Annotated in this window: 12 protein-coding genes; 3 read left to right on the forward strand and 9 right to left on the reverse strand. The window is 63.4% G+C overall.

Going from position 1 to position 14,220, the window contains the following annotated elements; genetic code table 11:
• Positions 1-51 precede the first annotated feature (51 nt).
• A complete protein-coding gene (locus AYM40_RS06030) occupies positions 52-681 on the reverse strand; it encodes a LysE/ArgO family amino acid transporter (protein ID WP_063495427.1) in 630 nt (209 codons plus the stop codon).
• Positions 682-778: 97 nt separating this feature from the next.
• Between AYM40_RS06030 and AYM40_RS06035 the strand changes: the two genes are divergently transcribed.
• The gene (locus AYM40_RS06035; RefSeq protein WP_063495428.1) at positions 779-1,672 is read left to right on the forward strand and encodes a LysR family transcriptional regulator ArgP; all 894 of its coding nucleotides are present in this window, start codon (positions 779-781) and stop codon (positions 1,670-1,672) included.
• Positions 1,673-1,694: 22 nt separating this feature from the next.
• Here the strand turns inward: AYM40_RS06035 and AYM40_RS06040 are convergent, their stop codons facing one another.
• The 7 genes from AYM40_RS06040 to AYM40_RS06075 all read right to left on the reverse strand — a co-directional run bounded on the left by AYM40_RS06040 (position 1,695) and on the right by AYM40_RS06075 (position 9,232).
• Positions 1,695-3,191 (reverse strand): SulP family inorganic anion transporter, encoded by a 1,497-nt coding sequence (locus AYM40_RS06040; RefSeq protein ID WP_082855151.1) that lies wholly within the window; start codon positions 3,189-3,191, stop codon positions 1,695-1,697.
• Positions 3,192-3,345: 154 nt separating this feature from the next.
• Positions 3,346-3,972, reverse strand: a complete 627-nt coding sequence (locus AYM40_RS06045; protein ID WP_063495429.1) for a carbonic anhydrase — start codon at positions 3,970-3,972, stop codon at positions 3,346-3,348.
• A 28-nt stretch (positions 3,973-4,000) separates the two neighbouring features.
• Positions 4,001-4,315 (reverse strand): DUF4148 domain-containing protein, encoded by a 315-nt coding sequence (locus AYM40_RS06050; RefSeq protein ID WP_063495430.1) that lies wholly within the window; start codon positions 4,313-4,315, stop codon positions 4,001-4,003.
• 114 nt (positions 4,316-4,429) lie between these two features.
• Positions 4,430-5,923 carry a heavy metal sensor histidine kinase gene (locus AYM40_RS06055; RefSeq protein ID WP_236720901.1) on the reverse strand — a complete coding sequence of 498 codons (1,494 nt, stop codon included), beginning with the start codon at positions 5,921-5,923 and terminating at the stop codon, positions 4,430-4,432.
• An 8-nt stretch (positions 5,924-5,931) separates the two neighbouring features.
• On the reverse strand, positions 5,932-6,615 hold the full coding sequence (irlR, locus tag AYM40_RS06060) for a heavy metal response regulator transcription factor IrlR (protein ID WP_063495431.1): 684 nt from the start codon (positions 6,613-6,615) through the stop codon (positions 5,932-5,934).
• A 575-nt stretch (positions 6,616-7,190) separates the two neighbouring features.
• Entirely contained in the window at positions 7,191-7,706 is a 516-nt protein-coding gene (locus AYM40_RS06070) for a hypothetical protein (protein WP_148662108.1), read from the reverse strand.
• 134 nt (positions 7,707-7,840) lie between these two features.
• Complete coding sequence (locus AYM40_RS06075) at positions 7,841-9,232, reverse strand: NAD(P)/FAD-dependent oxidoreductase (protein ID WP_082854964.1); 1,392 nt, start codon at positions 9,230-9,232, stop codon at positions 7,841-7,843.
• Between the two features lie 155 nt (positions 9,233-9,387).
• On the opposite strand from AYM40_RS06075, the gene AYM40_RS06080 reads away from it, so the two are divergent.
• Together AYM40_RS06080 and AYM40_RS06090 are read left to right on the forward strand one after the other, a co-directional pair.
• Positions 9,388-10,359, forward strand: coding sequence for a LysR family transcriptional regulator (locus AYM40_RS06080; protein WP_063495434.1), 972 nt, complete (start codon positions 9,388-9,390; stop codon positions 10,357-10,359).
• Positions 10,360-11,083: 724 nt separating this feature from the next.
• Positions 11,084-12,520 carry an aldehyde dehydrogenase family protein gene (locus AYM40_RS06090; protein ID WP_063497867.1) on the forward strand — a complete coding sequence of 479 codons (1,437 nt, stop codon included), beginning with the start codon at positions 11,084-11,086 and terminating at the stop codon, positions 12,518-12,520.
• A gap of 170 nt (positions 12,521-12,690) precedes the next feature.
• Here AYM40_RS06090 and AYM40_RS06095 read toward each other — a convergent pair whose 3' ends face one another.
• The gene (locus AYM40_RS06095; RefSeq protein WP_148662109.1) at positions 12,691-14,061 is read right to left on the reverse strand and encodes an ATP-grasp domain-containing protein; all 1,371 of its coding nucleotides are present in this window, start codon (positions 14,059-14,061) and stop codon (positions 12,691-12,693) included.
• Positions 14,062-14,220: the final 159 nt, after the last annotated feature.

The raw sequence follows: 14,220 nt of genomic DNA on the forward strand, positions 1-14,220 counted from the left end.
CGCGCGGCGGCGCGCCGGCCGGCGCGTGTCCTCGGGCGGCGTGCGCCAGGCTCACCGCAACTGCGTCACTGCCAGCAGCAACACCATGCTGCCGATCGCGCCATCCAGCACGCGCCACGCGCTCGCCCGGCGAAACAGCGGCGCCAGCGCACGGGCGCCGTAACCCAGACCGATAAACCAGACCCCGCTCACCGCCATCGCGCCGAGCGCGAACGCCACCCGTGCGCCGTCCGGTTCGCGCGCGCCAGCCGTGCCGATCAGCAGAAAGGTGTCGAGATACACGTGCGGATTGAGCCATGTGAAGGCCAACGTCATCAGAACGATCGGCATCGCGCGTTGCACGGCTGCCGTGCCCGGCGCCGCACCGCTTGCATTGGCGTCCAGCACCGCATGGCCCGGCCGCACCGCGCGCCGCAGCGCGTTGATGCCGAACCATGCCAGATAGGCGAGCCCGACATACAGCATCGCGTGGACGAAGACCGGATAGCGCTCCACCAGCACGGACGCGCCGCCGACACCGGCGCCGATCAGAATGAAGTCCGACAGCGCGCACAGCGCAACGATCTTGCCGACGTGCGAGCGCATGATGCCCTGCCGGAGCACAAAGGCGTTCTGCGCGCCGATCGTCACGATCAGCGACGCGCACAGGGCGGCACCGTGGGAAAAAGACAGCCAGTTCATAATCGATCCAGTAGACGGGGGAAGCGAACGAGGCTAGTCTGCGGTTTTGCTGCTCATAAGAGAAGCTAATTTACTTAATGCAGATTAAGGAACGCTAATGCTCGACTATGCATTGCTCGATGCACTGGCCGCCGTGGTGCGGCACGGTTCATTCGACCGTGCGGCCAGCGAACTGAATGTGACGCCCTCAGCTGTCTCCCAGCGGGTCAAGCTGCTGGAGGAGCGGGTGGGCAGCGTGCTCGTGAAGCGCGGCCAGCCGTGTGTCGCGACCACCTCGGGCGCGCTGCTGTGCCGCCATACCGAACGCGTGCTGTTGCTGGAAGCGGAACTCACCGGCCGGCTGCCGGCGCTGCCCGGCGCGCTGGTGGAACCGTGGCCGGCGCTGCGCGTGGCGGTCAACGACGATAGCGTGGGCACCTGGTTTATCGACGCGGTGGCGCAATTCTGCGTCGAACGGGAGATGCTGCTCGATCTGGTGATCGACGACCAGGACCACACCGCGCAGCGGATTCGCGACGGCAGCGTGCAAGGCGCGGTCACCACGCAAGCCGAGCCGGTGCAGGGCTGCCGCTCGACACGCCTCGGACGGATGCGCTATCTGGCGGTGTGCACGCCGGCGTTTCGCGAGCGCCATTTTGCCGACGGCGTCACGCGCGAGGCGCTGCGGCGGGCGCCTTGCGTCGATTTCAATCCAAAGGATCAGCTGCAAAAGCGCTTCATGCGCCGTATCACGCGGGCGGAATTGGACCCGCCCCTGCACTGGATTCCGCACGTCGCCGGCTTTTTGCGCGCCTGCGTGACGGGACTTGGCTGGGGCATGTGCCCGGAACGGATGATCGCGCCGCATCTGGCCAGCGGCGAGTTGGTGGACATGGTGCCCGGCAAGCATATCGACGTCGATCTCTACTGGCAGAGCTGGCGCTTGTCGATCGGCTGGCTCGACGATTTCGGCGCGGTGCTGCGCAAGCGGGCGACGGAGTTTCTCGATTGAGCGCCGCCGCTGCCGCCCCGCGCTAGCGGCGCACCGGCCACTGCTTATACTCGACGCGCACACCGCTGGCCCCCGCCCGCGCCGCGTAACGGTCGACCACCTGATGCACGTCGTGGTCGATATGATCGGCGTGGGTGGCATCGAGAATCAAGGTCGCCCCTGACGGAATCTGTCCGAGATAGTGCTTCAGCTGCGGTGTGCAGAAGAACGTCGCGCTCTTGCGCACGCTCAGCAGATAGTGGTCGCCGTCGTGCGTCAAACTCAGCACACGGCGGATGTTGCGCTCAACCACCAGCACGACGCTCAATGCGAAGCCGATCGCAATCCCGATCAGCAGATCGGTCGTCAGCACGCCCACGATGGTGCCGATAAAGGGCACGAACTGCGCGAAGCCAGCCTTGCCCATCGACACGAACAAGGTCGGCCTGACGAGTTTATAGCCGGTATGAATCAGGATCGCCGCGAGACATGCGAGTGGAATCATATTGATCACACTGGTCAACGCGAGGCAGGCGATCAGCAGCATGACGCCATGCGTCACGCACGACAGGCGGCCGCGCGCGCCGGCATGCACATTGGCCGCGCTGCGCACCACCACGGCAGTGAGCGGCAAGGCGCCGAGCATGCCGGCGAGCAGGTTGCCGACGCCTTGGGCTTTCAGCTCGCGATCAGGCGCCGCTTTTTGTTGTTTCGGGTCGATCTGCTCGAGTGCTTCGAGACTCAGCAAAGTCTCCAGACTCGCGACGATCGCGATCACCATGGCCACGCGCCATACATCGGGATTGAGCCACTGCGTGAAATCGGCGAACGTGAATGCCTGGCTCAGGGCATCCCATGAGCCGAGCGGCGGCATGGCCACGCGCTGTGTGGAGGCAAGCGCCACGTCCGCGGCGAGCATGTCGGCGAGTGCGGTCGCCGCGATGCCGAACGACACGACGGCGAGCGGCGCGGGAATCGCGCGCACGAGTCTGAAGGCGCGACATGCCGGCGTCTCCCACGCGAGGAGAATGGCCAGTGAGACGAGCGCCAGCAACGGTATGGCGGCGGATGTCTCGCCGTTGGCGAGCCCCACCGCCAGCGGCAACTGATTCACGATCAGCAGAATGCCGATTGCGGCGAGCATGCCGTTGATCACCGGCGGCGGCACGTAACTGGCCAGTTTGCCGGCCCGTAAAAAACCGAATAGCACTTGCAAGGCGCCCGCCAGCGCCAGCGCGGTCAGAAACGCGGAGAAGCTGCCAAGCGTGGCAAGCGCCTGCACGACGATCACCACGAGGCCCGCCGCGGGTCCGCTTACGCTGAGCCGCGAACCGCTCAGCAGCGCCACTACGAGCCCACCGATCACGCCCGCGAGAATGCCGGCGAACGGCGCGACGCCCGAGGCGGTCGCAATGCCGAGGCACAGCGGCAGCGCGATCAGGAATACGCTGATGCCGGCCAGCAGGTCGGTGCGCCAGGCGGATGCCGGGCATGCTTTAGGGGAAGGCGTATGAGGTGGCGTGGCGTGAGCTTGTGTCATCGTGAGAAATGCCTCGAAGCTGGGGAGTCGAACTGCGGGAGGAGGGCGGCGCTCGCAACGCAGGCGGAGCGCCGCATGAGGCGTGGCGGGATCGCGCGGCGATCGCGTCGCCGTTTCGCTTGCGCCGATCGCACGGCGCGTGCGGGTCCGGCGTTCAGCCGGCTGCCTCGTGGGCATCGGCCGTATCGCCGAGCGCCCATTGCGGGTCGGTCAGCGCCTTCAGGCGGCCGTCGTGCATCGAAAAGATCCAGCCGTGAATCTGCACGGCGCGCCGTGCGTCCTGAATCAGCGGCAGCGCGTGCAGTGTCTGCACCTGGGCCAGCACGTTGAGCTCCGCGAGCCGGTCGGCGCGTTCGTCGAAATCCTCCAGCAGACGGAGTTCCGTTGTATGCAGCGCGGCCAGCCGGCGAATCGGCTCGATGCGGCGATTGACGTTCGGCAACGCGGCAGCCGGCGGCCGCAACGCCGCTTGCACACCGCCGCAGCAATGATGGCCGCAGACGATGATGTGCTGCACGCGCAGGACGACGAGCGCATATTCGAGCACGCTCGCGAGACTGTCGTCGTGCTCGCCGACCAGATTCGCGATATTGCGGTGAACGAAGATCTCACCGGGCATGGCGCGGGTCACGGCTTCCGGCACGCGGCTGTCGGAGCAGCCGATCCACAACACATTGGGCCGCTGGTCGTTGGCAAGGCGCTGGAAGTAGGCGGGATCGCGGGTGCTGATTTCGTCGGACCAGGCGAGGTTTTCGACCAGCATGCGTTGAGGGTAGGTCATCGGTGCTCCTTGTGTCGTTGTGTCCGCTTCAGTCGTTGCTGGCCCAGTAACGCTCCAGAACCTGGTGGTGGGCGCGGTTCGCCTCGATGGTGCGCTGGCTCGGCGGATAGTCGGCCTCGGTGGTTGGAATGGTTCCCGCGCGGCGTGCCTCGATGAGCTCCTGGTGAACCTGTGCGCGTGTTTTCCAGACTTGGGGTGGCGGCGCAGCAGACGCGTTTTGTGACGATGAAAGATCGCTCGGGTTGGAGTTGCTCGATGCTAAAAGGTTATCGCTATTGGCCAGCGCTGTGGTGGACAGTGCGCTCAAGAGAAGGGTGGCTAGAGCAATCTGCTTTGATTTCATTTGTCTCTCCATAAATGATTGGCATGCCGAAGTTGTATTCCGGCATGTCAGTCATTCTGCTGTGAGAGCCATGAGGCGACGGTGATCCTCGGATGAAAATTCTGTCATGTGCCTTTATTTGTGGTGCCGTCTGCGGAGTTTCTCGCGCTGCATGGCAAGCAGCGACAGTGTGGAGGGCCGCTGCGGAAAGTGCAGGCTAAATGTGGTTCGCACGTGCGGGATGCTCTCGACGCTGCACTCGCCGCGGTGTTCGTTCATGATCGACTTGACGATGGCAAGTCCAAGGCCGGTGCCGCGTGCCGAGTTGTAGCGCGCCGGATCGACGCGATAGAAGCGGTCGAAGATTCTTTCCAGGTGCGGCTCGGCGATGCCGACGCCGCTGTCGGAGACCGATAGCTGAACGTAGCGGCGCAGCCTCGCGCAATGCAGTTCGACTGTGCTGCCGCGCGGTGCATGCGTCAATGCATTCGAAACCAGATTGCTCAGCGCGCGCTGCACGAGCAGCACGTCGCCTTCGAAGTGTGCGTCGCCCGTCACGACGATCTCCACGCCTGCGTCCGCCGCCATGCTTTCGTAGTAGCCCGCGACTCGCAACGCTTCGCTGCGTGCATCGACTCGTTGCAGCGATAAGCGGCGTTGCGCGCTGTCGGATCGGGCGAGGAACAGCATGCTGTCGATCAGACGTGACAGGCGCTGGAACTCGTCCACGCTCGACTCGATCACCGCCCGGTAGTCGTCGGCCGAACGGGGTTGTGAGAGGGCGACTTGCGCTTCGGCCAGCAGGTTGGTTAGCGGTGTACGCATGTCGTGTGCGAGGTCGGAAGAAAACTGCGTGAGACGTGTGAAGGATTCGTGCAACCGCGCCAGCATACGGTTGAAAGCGTGGCTCAATTCCTTGAGTTCACCCGGCATGTCACGTTCGGGCAACGGTCGCGTGAGACGGCTGCTGGAGATCTGTTCGGCGCGGGCAGTCAGCCGGGCCAGCGGGCGCAACCCGAAACGGGCGATCCACCAGGCCAGCAGCGCGTTGACCAGCGTGCCGATCACGCTGACGAACAACACGTTGAGCGCGTAGGCGCGCAGCAATGCCGTCTCGACGCTGCCGTCGTATTGCACCACCACCCGCACGCGCGCGCCGGATTCGCCACCGAGCGGCGCCATCGCCACCAGGAAGCGCCTGGACGTGCCTTCAACCTTCACCTGCACAGGGGCGATGCCGGCGCGCACCGCAAGCGTCTCGGCATTCGGCCAGTAGCCGTTGGTGCGAATGAGCGGTACGCCAAGTGTGTCGAATAGTGCGATGTCGAGATTCTGGTGGCCATGCAACTGTTCGTACCAGGCCTCGCGATCGGCGCGGATCGCGTCGAGTCCGGGCATTGTTTGCAGGCTCAACTGCAGGGCGGTGAGGGTTGCCGTCATCTCGCGCGCGGAGGTCGAGTCGATCCGCATTTTCAGGCCGTGATACAGCAGCACCCCGTTGAATGCAAGCAGTAAGGACGTCGATACCGCGAACAGAATCGAGAGCCGGGTCCTCAACGTGCGCGGTATGAGTGGCGCGAACGGCCTGGTGAGTCGCTTCGCTATCGACGCCAGAAAAGAGCAGGGCAAGTGCCACTTCATCGCGCTTCGCTGCAGCGTTCTTCCAGCACGTAGCCCATGCCGCGCACAGTGTGGATCAGCTTCGGTTCGTAGTTGTCGTCGACTTTGGCGCGTACGCGTCGGATCGCGGCGTCAACGACATTGGTCTCACTATCGAAATTCATGTCCCACACCTGCGATGCGATGGTGGAGCGGGACAGGATTTCGCCTTGGCGGCGCATCAACAGCCATAGCAACGCAAATTCCTTTGCAGTCAACAGGATCGTGTCGCCCTGGCGCGTAGCCTTGCGGCGCTTGAGATCGAGTGCGAGATCCGAGACGTGCAGCGAGGCGGCTTCGCGCCCATGGCCGCGCCGCAAGATCGAGCGGACGCGTGCCAGCAATTCGGCGAAATCGAAGGGCTTGACCAGATAGTCGTCGCCGCCCATTTCAAGACCTCTAACTTTGTCGTCCAGGTCGTCGCGCGCGGTGAGCAGCAGCACCGACGTGGAACGTTCGTGGCGCAGGTTTCTCAGCACGGTCCAGCCGTCCTGGCCGGGCAGCATGACGTCGAGGATGATCAGGTCGTAGTCCTCGGTCAGCGCGAGATGCTGGCCGGTCACGCCGTCTTCCACCCAGTCGGCGACAAATCCCGCTTCTGTTAGGCCCTTTCGGAGGTAGGTGCCAGTTTTCGCTTCGTCCTCGACGATCAGAATTCGCATGGTCTTTCTCCTGGTGACGCCCTCTGCGCCGCACCGCGTTAGCGGTGCGACAAGTGAGAGCCGCGCGGACAGGGCCGCGCCTCGCGCCGTGAGTGGCGCTAAATGCGAGCGGATGGGTGCACCCTTTGCGACGACGCAAGCGGATGAGTACCGGTGCCAATGAGCCGCATGCCTTGCTCGCCACGGTTGAGGCACCATGGATGCGCGCAGTGGTTCAGGTTGAGACGTGTGAGTCTGGCGATCGGGATTGAAGCTGCCGATGCGGTTGCGCGAATACGGGCGGTTGCGCTGCCGATTGCAGACAGCGCAACCGGCGAGAGACGGATCGTTTTGATGTGCTCTTTCATAGCGTCAGGCATGCATGGGATCTTCCCGAGGCGGCGACTAATTTTGAGACACTTGGTCGCGGAAATCGGGTAGGCATGTTTGTCATGGCCTACTGAACGTATGCAGTACTTATACCATGATGAGATAGAAAATAGTTTTCGCTATTTCAGGTGCGCCATGAGTTGAAAGATGGCGGATGGCTGCCGGGTCGGCGGTGTCGATCAAGTCCAGGCTGCCTGCGGAAAGCGTCAATGTGCGGTCGCCCGGCGGGGGCACGCGCTGAGGACGCGAAAATCGTGTGAGATCAGTGAGGTTGCCTTGGAGCCATTCAGCTCGCAGTGCTTGTTGCCGGATATCCAGCGATGGTGCATCAGTCTGGGCGAGTGGTGCTGCATTGCGGCAAGCAATTCGAGCGATAGCAAGCCGTGCGTGATCGGCGAACTGGGGCGATTCAACGGCGTGACGATTGCGGATGCGGGGGGCGACGCGCCACCGTTGAACAGATGAGCAGGTTGGCTCAGCCAGAACGCTAGCGAACCGATCGCGATGGCCATCAAGGCAGTCGTCAGAGAGAGCATCTCGCCTTTGCATCCACAGAACCGCATCTTGAGCGCCGACACAACCGCTTTCACCGTAGAAGCGCGCATCGCCACGGAGTGCATTGATTGAATACGTAGCATGAGGGTTCGGTTCGAAGTCGGGAGCGTTAATCGTATGAATGCCTCGCCGACATCAGGATGAGAACAACGTGACAAATTCGTCATGCGGAGCTTCGAACGTTCATTGCGTCGATGTAAATATGCGCGACGGATTTGTCATGGGGTGCTCACACTCGTGCAACGGCCTACGTTCAGGATTGGAACTCAGTCAAACGGAGAACGAATCATGACGAAGGTGCTCAATGCAGCCGGATCACCGGGTGCACGCGTCGGCGCAGCCAATGGCTCGCCGAATCGAGCGCCATGCGTGCGAAGCCGGTCAGCGTCATCACGTGGCGGCGATAAATGAGCTTGTAGACGGCAGTGGCTAGCCAGCCGTCGACGAACACCGGCTGCGTCAGCAAGCTGTTGCTCAGGCTGCCGATTGTGCCTTCGCGGCCGAAACCGACCAAGGTGCCGGCGTCGCGATAGACGAACTCCGGTAAGGGCTCGCCCGCTATCCTGCACTTCAGCGCACGCGCCAGAAACAGCGCCTGCTGGTGCGCGACCTGAGCGCGCGGCGCCAGAAACGCGTCCGCGTGTTCCGAAGAAGGGCAGGCCGCGCAATCGCCGAGGCCGAATATGTTCGCGTCGTTCGTGCATTGCAGGGTGCGGTTCACCTGCACCTGGGCGTTGCGATTCACGGCGATGCCGTCCAGCGTGCGCAACACCGGTGGCCCCGCTATGCCGGCCGTCCAGATCGCGATGTCGCTGGCGAGCGGCGCGCCTTCATTCGTCAGCACGGCATCGGCACGCACTTCGGTGACGCGCGTGGCATTCAATACGTCGACACCGAGACTGCCGAGCATTTTTTGCGCGCGCGCCGAGATCGTTTCGGACAGTGCGGGCAACACGCGCTCGCTGCTTTCGATCAGGCGGATACGGAAGTCGCGTACGGGGTCGAGTGAAAACGGGCTATAGCGGTTCAGCAGACGCACTGTGTCGCGCAACGCGGCGGCGAGTTCAACGCCTGTTGCGCCAGCGCCGATGATGTTGATCGACACCGGCGTGTCCGCCTGGGCGGTCCGCGCGCGGCGCGCATGGTTCGCGCGCAGGCAGGCGTCGAGCAGCCTGCGGCGAAACGCTTCCGCATGCGCGACCGATTCGAGCGGCAAGGCGTGTTCGGCCGCGCCAGGCACGCCGAAATATTGCGTGACGCTGCCCATTGCCAGGATCAGCGTATCGAATGCAAGCTGCCGCGACGGCAGGATTTCTCGGCCGTCGGCGTCGTGGAGCGCATTCAGGGTGATGTGCCGGCTCGTGCGATCGAGTGCGGCGAGTTCGCCCTGTTCGAATTCGAAGCCATGCCGTTGCGCCTGCACCGCGTATTGCAGTTGATGCGTGGCTGGATCGAGCTGCCCTGACGCGGCTTCATGCAGCAAGGGCTTCCAGAAATGCGTCGGCCAGCGATCCACTAGCACGATCTGCGCGAGACCGGCGCGCCCGAGCGTTCCCGACAGCCGCGTAGCGAGCCCAAGGCCGCCGACTCCGCCGCCGACGATCACGACGCGATGCGCCAGCGCTCGCGTCGATTGCTGCCCTTGCTGGGTGTGTTGCGCGGCAGAGGTTCCTTGCCGATCGTTTGCGGCCATGATCCGTATCCTCCTGAAGTTATCTGTGCTGAGCCGGTGAAGGCATTCCGGGGCAACACCCTGAATTCGTCGGCCTCATCTGTCAGGGCCAGTATAGAATCGGCTAAAACCGCAGCACAATTTAATGTTTATACAGAACATATAGGTTTTAACTTATGCTAAAAGCCGCCACGTTCCGTCAATTGAAGACCTTGCATACGGTCGCGAAGCTCGGCAGCGTGTCGCGCGCGGCCGAAGCATTGAAGCTCACGCAACCGGCGGTGTCGCTTCAGGTGCGTCTGCTCGAAGAGGCTGCGGGGGCGCCGCTGTTGCAGCGGGTGGGCCGCGGCGTGCAGTTGACCGCAGCGGGCGAGATCCTCGCGCGTTATGCGCTGGAGATCCTGGATCTATGGAATGGCGCGGCGGACGATCTCGCCGCGTTGCACGGCGAGCAGGGCGGCACGCTGCGGATCGGCGCGATCACGACCGCTGAGTACCTGATCCCCCCATTTCTGGTGCGCTTCACCGAGTTGCGCCCGCAAGTGAAGGTGCAGTTCAAGGTCGGCAATCGAGCGGACATCATCCGCATGTTGGCCACGCACGAGATCGATCTTGCGGTGATGGGCAGCGCGCCGCGCGAATTGCGCACGGCGGCAACTGCCTTTGCGAAGCATCCCATGGCGTTCGTCGCCTCGCCCGCCCATGCGCTGATGAAGAAAAAGCGCCTGTCGTTGGACGATCTGCAAACGGCGAATCTGTTCGTGCGAGAGCGGGGTTCGGGCACGCGCTCGACCGTCGAGAATCTGTTTCGGCTGGCCGGCCACAAGCTGCATATCGGCTCCGAACTCTCGAGCAACGAGGCGATCAAGCAATTGGTCGAGGCGGGTTTGGGCGTCGCGTTTCTGTCGCTGCATGCGTGCTCGCTGGAATTTCAGGCCGGCTTGCTGGCGTTGCTGCCCTTGCCCGCCAATCCGATCGAGCGCGACTGGTACGTGATGCACGTGTCCGATAAACGCCTGCCGCACGTTGCCGGGCTGTTCCGCGATTTTCTGATCGAGCACGGCATGTCCGGCGCGGTGCCGGTGCCGCTGCCGACGGTCGCCGCGGCGAAGCGGCGCCGTCAGGCGCGTGAAGCAAGTCCGGTCTGAGGCGAGGATTCTCGCTATTCGCTTCGACGTTTGCGCTCTACCAGATAGAGGGAAGTCCCCGCGCGGCCTTTGGTTACATCCGCAAAGCCTTATGGGACGGTAATTTCAGGTTACATCGCCGGAGATCGAAGTAAAGGTTGGGCGGGCGATATTTTTGCCCGTGCCGATTGTCTTTACAGTGACGTCCAGATGTCTGAGAAAAGTGGACGCCGCATCCGCGTGGCGAATGCGAACGCGGAGAAGCGCTGGACATTCCGCGCGCACCGGCTGTCGAATGGGAATTGATCGGACCGACTTCCGCGGATGTACTCGCGGAGGGTGTCGCGAGTTTGTGGTTCTGCCTGGTGGTTTTTTTACTCATTGCCTTCAGAATAAAAAAACCGCACCTTAACGGGTGCGGTTCTTGTTAAAGCAACGGTGTGATGCAGTGTGAATCAACCGCAGTACACAAAGACTTCGTGGATCGGCAGGTCGGCCAGCTTCAGCGTGCCCGCATCGCATTGCCATGCGCCGGCGGACAGCATGTCGGTCGTATCGGAGAAAGCATTGAGGGCGTGGGGCGCCTTCCAGAATGACGTCGGCGGGATCGTGCAGGGCAGGGTTCAGGCCGGAGGCGCCGGGGCCTCTAGCGTCGATGTAAAGCCTTCGGTACCGCGACGGGCGCGCTCCGCGCCCCACTGTCTGAGCTGACACAACTCATGTAAAGGACTAGTAAGCCATGCAACTGCAACACGCCAGGCAGTTTTATATCGACGGCCAATGGGTCGACCCGCAAAACCCGGCCAGCGCAGCCACGCTCGACGTGATCGATCCGTCCACGGCCACTGCGTTCGCGCAGATTTCGCTTGGCAGCGCGGCCGATGTCGACCGCGCCGTAGCCGCTGCGAAGCGTGCCTTTCCTGCCTATAGCGAGACGACGATCGCGCAGCGAATCGATCTGCTGCAAGCGATCCTCGACGTCTACCGCAAGCGCTACGACGACATGGTGCATGCGATCAGCCGCGAAATGGGCGCACCGCTGCAATATGCGAACGACGCGCAGGCGTGGACCGGCGTCGCCCATCTGGAGACGATGATCCGCACGCTCGACACGTTCGAATTCGAGTACGTGAAGAGCAGCATTCTGATCCGCAAGGAAGCGGTCGGCGTGTGCGGGTTGATCACGCCGTGGAACTGGCCGGCCTTGCAGATCGCCACCAAGGTCGTGCCCGCGCTCGGGGCCGGCTGCACGATGGTGCTCAAGCCCTCGGAACTGGCGCCGCTCTCCGGCATCATTTTCGCCGAGATCCTCGGCGAAGCGGGGGTGCCGGCCGGCGTGTTCAACCTGGTGAACGGCGAAGGCACAACGGTGGGCGAGGCGATGTCGCGTCATCCGGACATCGACATGATGTCGTTTACCGGTTCGACGCGTGCGGGCGTGCAGGTCGCGAAAGCCGCGGCGGATACCGTCAAGCGCGTGCATCAGGAACTGGGCGGCAAATCGGCCAACCTGATTCTCGAAGATGCCGATCTGAAGCAGGCCGTGATGCGCGGTACGCGTGCATGTTTCGACAACAGCGGCCAGTCGTGCGATGCGCCCACCCGCATGTTCGTGCCGCGCGCACGCCTCGCCGAGGCATTGGCGTACGCGAAGGAAGCCGCTGAAGCATTGGTCGTCGGTCCCGCGGATGCGAAGGGTATTGATCTTGGGCCTGTCATCAGCGAGCAGCAGTTCGACAAGATCCAGCGGTTGATCGGCGTGGGCATCGAAGAGGGCGCGACGCTGGTGGCCGGTGGTCCGGGCCGTCCCGAAGGCTTGAAAGAGGGCTACTTCGTGCGCCCGACGGTGTTCGGCAATGTCACGCCGGGCATGACGATCGCGCGTGAGGAGATTTTTGGACCGGTGCTGTCGATTCTCGGCTACGACTCCGAAGACGAAGCGATCGCGATGGCCAACGACAGTCTCTATGGTCTTGCGGGCTATGTGCAATCCGCGTCGATCGAGCACGCGCATGCCGTGGCGAAGCGGCTGCGTACCGGCACGATCTATCTGAACTACGCGGACTATAGTCCCGATGCGCCGTTTGGCGGCTTCAAGCAATCGGGCAATGGCCGCGAGTACGGCGAGTTCGGTCTCGAGGACTTTCTGGAGATCAAGGGCGTGGTCGGCTACGCGAGTTGAGGTGGCGTGACGGCCGGTCGGTGACGTACCTCAGTGACGTAACTTAGTGACGTAACTTAGTGATGCTCCATAGCCGCGCAAACATAACGAAAGTCATGCGGGCGGTGAGAGACATCGCCGCGCCGCCGCTTTCCGATTGCCGTTCCGAACCTGCGAGCGCCTGGTGTCATTCAGGTCGTGGAGTGACGCGACATCATCCGTTCGAAAGCCTCGACGATGCGTTGCACGTAGGGATTTTTGTAGGCGAGGCTGCCGGTTCCGCGCTCGAAGTGCGCGAGCATGGTTGCGTTCGCTTCGAAGACCAGCACCTGTCCGTCAGGCAGCACCGTGAAGTCGATGCCTCCGTAGTCGAGATCGAGCCTTCTGCCGATTGCCGCGATTGCGCCCATCACACGTTCGCCGAGCACGGCGTGCGGATTGTCGAGGAAGCGCCGCTCTTCCTCCAGCTTCCACGGATGCTGTTCCATGTCGGCGGAGTAGTAGTGCACCATCCAGTGAGGTGAAATCGCCAGATGGTAGGGAAACGGCTCCCGGTCGACAAAAATGATCCGGTATTTGCGGTAGAACCCGTCGGTGCCGCGATAGTCGCGAAACGCCGTCAGGTATGCAACCCCGCCTTGTGCCGAGCGCCACGCTTCGAGCGCGGCGCGGCTCTCGCACAGCGTCAACCCGTCGCCGCCATGCGTAGCGGCAGGACGCGCCAGGACCGGAAAGCCGATGCCGCTCTCCGCAAGCAAGGCGTCAAGCGCGGCGCGTGAAGCCGGAGCGGCATCGCTCTGCACGCACGGCGCCACCTGCACGTCCGGCAGTCCGTCGAGCAGGCTCGCAGTACGGTGCCGTTGAGTTCGGGCGACAACAGAGGGCGCATTGAGCACGGGCCGCGCAGAGCGCGAGACGAAGCGCGCGAGCCGCCCGGAGAGCGGCGCGGCGACATCCGCATCGCCAATCGCGTTGAACACGAGATCGTAGGCGGGCAACTGTTGGTCTTCTTCGTCGGCGGCGTAGTCGATCGCGTACTTGATGCGGCAGCAGGTCGCGTTGGGCAGCAGTGCATCGAACGGCACATTGCCGGCAGTGTGTGCCGCGCAGAGGATCAGCACGCGGCGCTGCTCCGCGCCGCTTCCTTCGACAAAGACGCGCTGGATCCGGTAGGCACGTTCCCGATACGCGGCGGCTTCGCTCACGTGTCCAACGCTGGCGAGGATGGCGGCCAGATTCTGGCAGGCTACCGCAACATGCGGATCGAGCGTCAGAACGAGGCGGTACCAGTACTCAGCGATTACATGATCGCCTTTCATGAGGTATCCGGTCGCGACATCGCAGAGATTCGAGGCGTTGGCGCCGGGTACCGCAGCGGCGTAGGCGTCCAGCGTGTGGGCGGCGATCAGATGCGCGACGGCGCCCAGTTCGTCGCCGTCGCTGCGCCGGGTTTCGGCGAGGGCGCGGTGACGGGCCGGATCGAGCGAGGCGCCGGCATGACCCGCTGACGCACCGGGAGACGGTGCTTTGTGGACGGCTTCGTTGTGGAGAGTCTGGGTCACGGTCGGTCGAGATAGCTGCAGGGCGACGCGCCGCTGCGCACTCGAAGCATAGCGGGCGTGTCTGCGATTCGGCTTACAGCGCCGCGTGCCAGTCCAGATGACTGAAGCGCGGGTGATCTGCGGGTGACCGTACCTCGCCGGCTTGAATACGATGAAGTG

It is taken from the genome of Paraburkholderia phytofirmans OLGA172 (genome assembly GCF_001634365.1).
Lineage (GTDB): Bacteria > Pseudomonadota > Gammaproteobacteria > Burkholderiales > Burkholderiaceae > Paraburkholderia.

Coding starts and splice junctions, on each gene's coding strand:
- AYM40_RS06080 (WP_063495434.1), top strand. CDS start 9,388: ATGCTAAAAGCCGCCACGTTCCGTCAATTGAAGACCTTGCATACGGTC.
- AYM40_RS06040 (WP_082855151.1), bottom strand. CDS start 3,191: ATGACACAAGCTCACGCCACGCCACCTCATACGCCTTCCCCTAAAGCA.
- irlR (WP_063495431.1), bottom strand. CDS start 6,615: ATGCGAATTCTGATCGTCGAGGACGAAGCGAAAACTGGCACCTACCTC.
- AYM40_RS06075 (WP_082854964.1), bottom strand. CDS start 9,232: ATGGCCGCAAACGATCGGCAAGGAACCTCTGCCGCGCAACACACCCAG.
- AYM40_RS06050 (WP_063495430.1), bottom strand. CDS start 4,315: ATGAAATCAAAGCAGATTGCTCTAGCCACCCTTCTCTTGAGCGCACTG.
- AYM40_RS06070 (WP_148662108.1), bottom strand. CDS start 7,706: ATGACGAATTTGTCACGTTGTTCTCATCCTGATGTCGGCGAGGCATTC.
- AYM40_RS06045 (WP_063495429.1), bottom strand. CDS start 3,972: ATGACCTACCCTCAACGCATGCTGGTCGAAAACCTCGCCTGGTCCGAC.
- AYM40_RS06030 (WP_063495427.1), bottom strand. CDS start 681: ATGAACTGGCTGTCTTTTTCCCACGGTGCCGCCCTGTGCGCGTCGCTG.
- AYM40_RS06035 (WP_063495428.1), top strand. CDS start 779: ATGCTCGACTATGCATTGCTCGATGCACTGGCCGCCGTGGTGCGGCAC.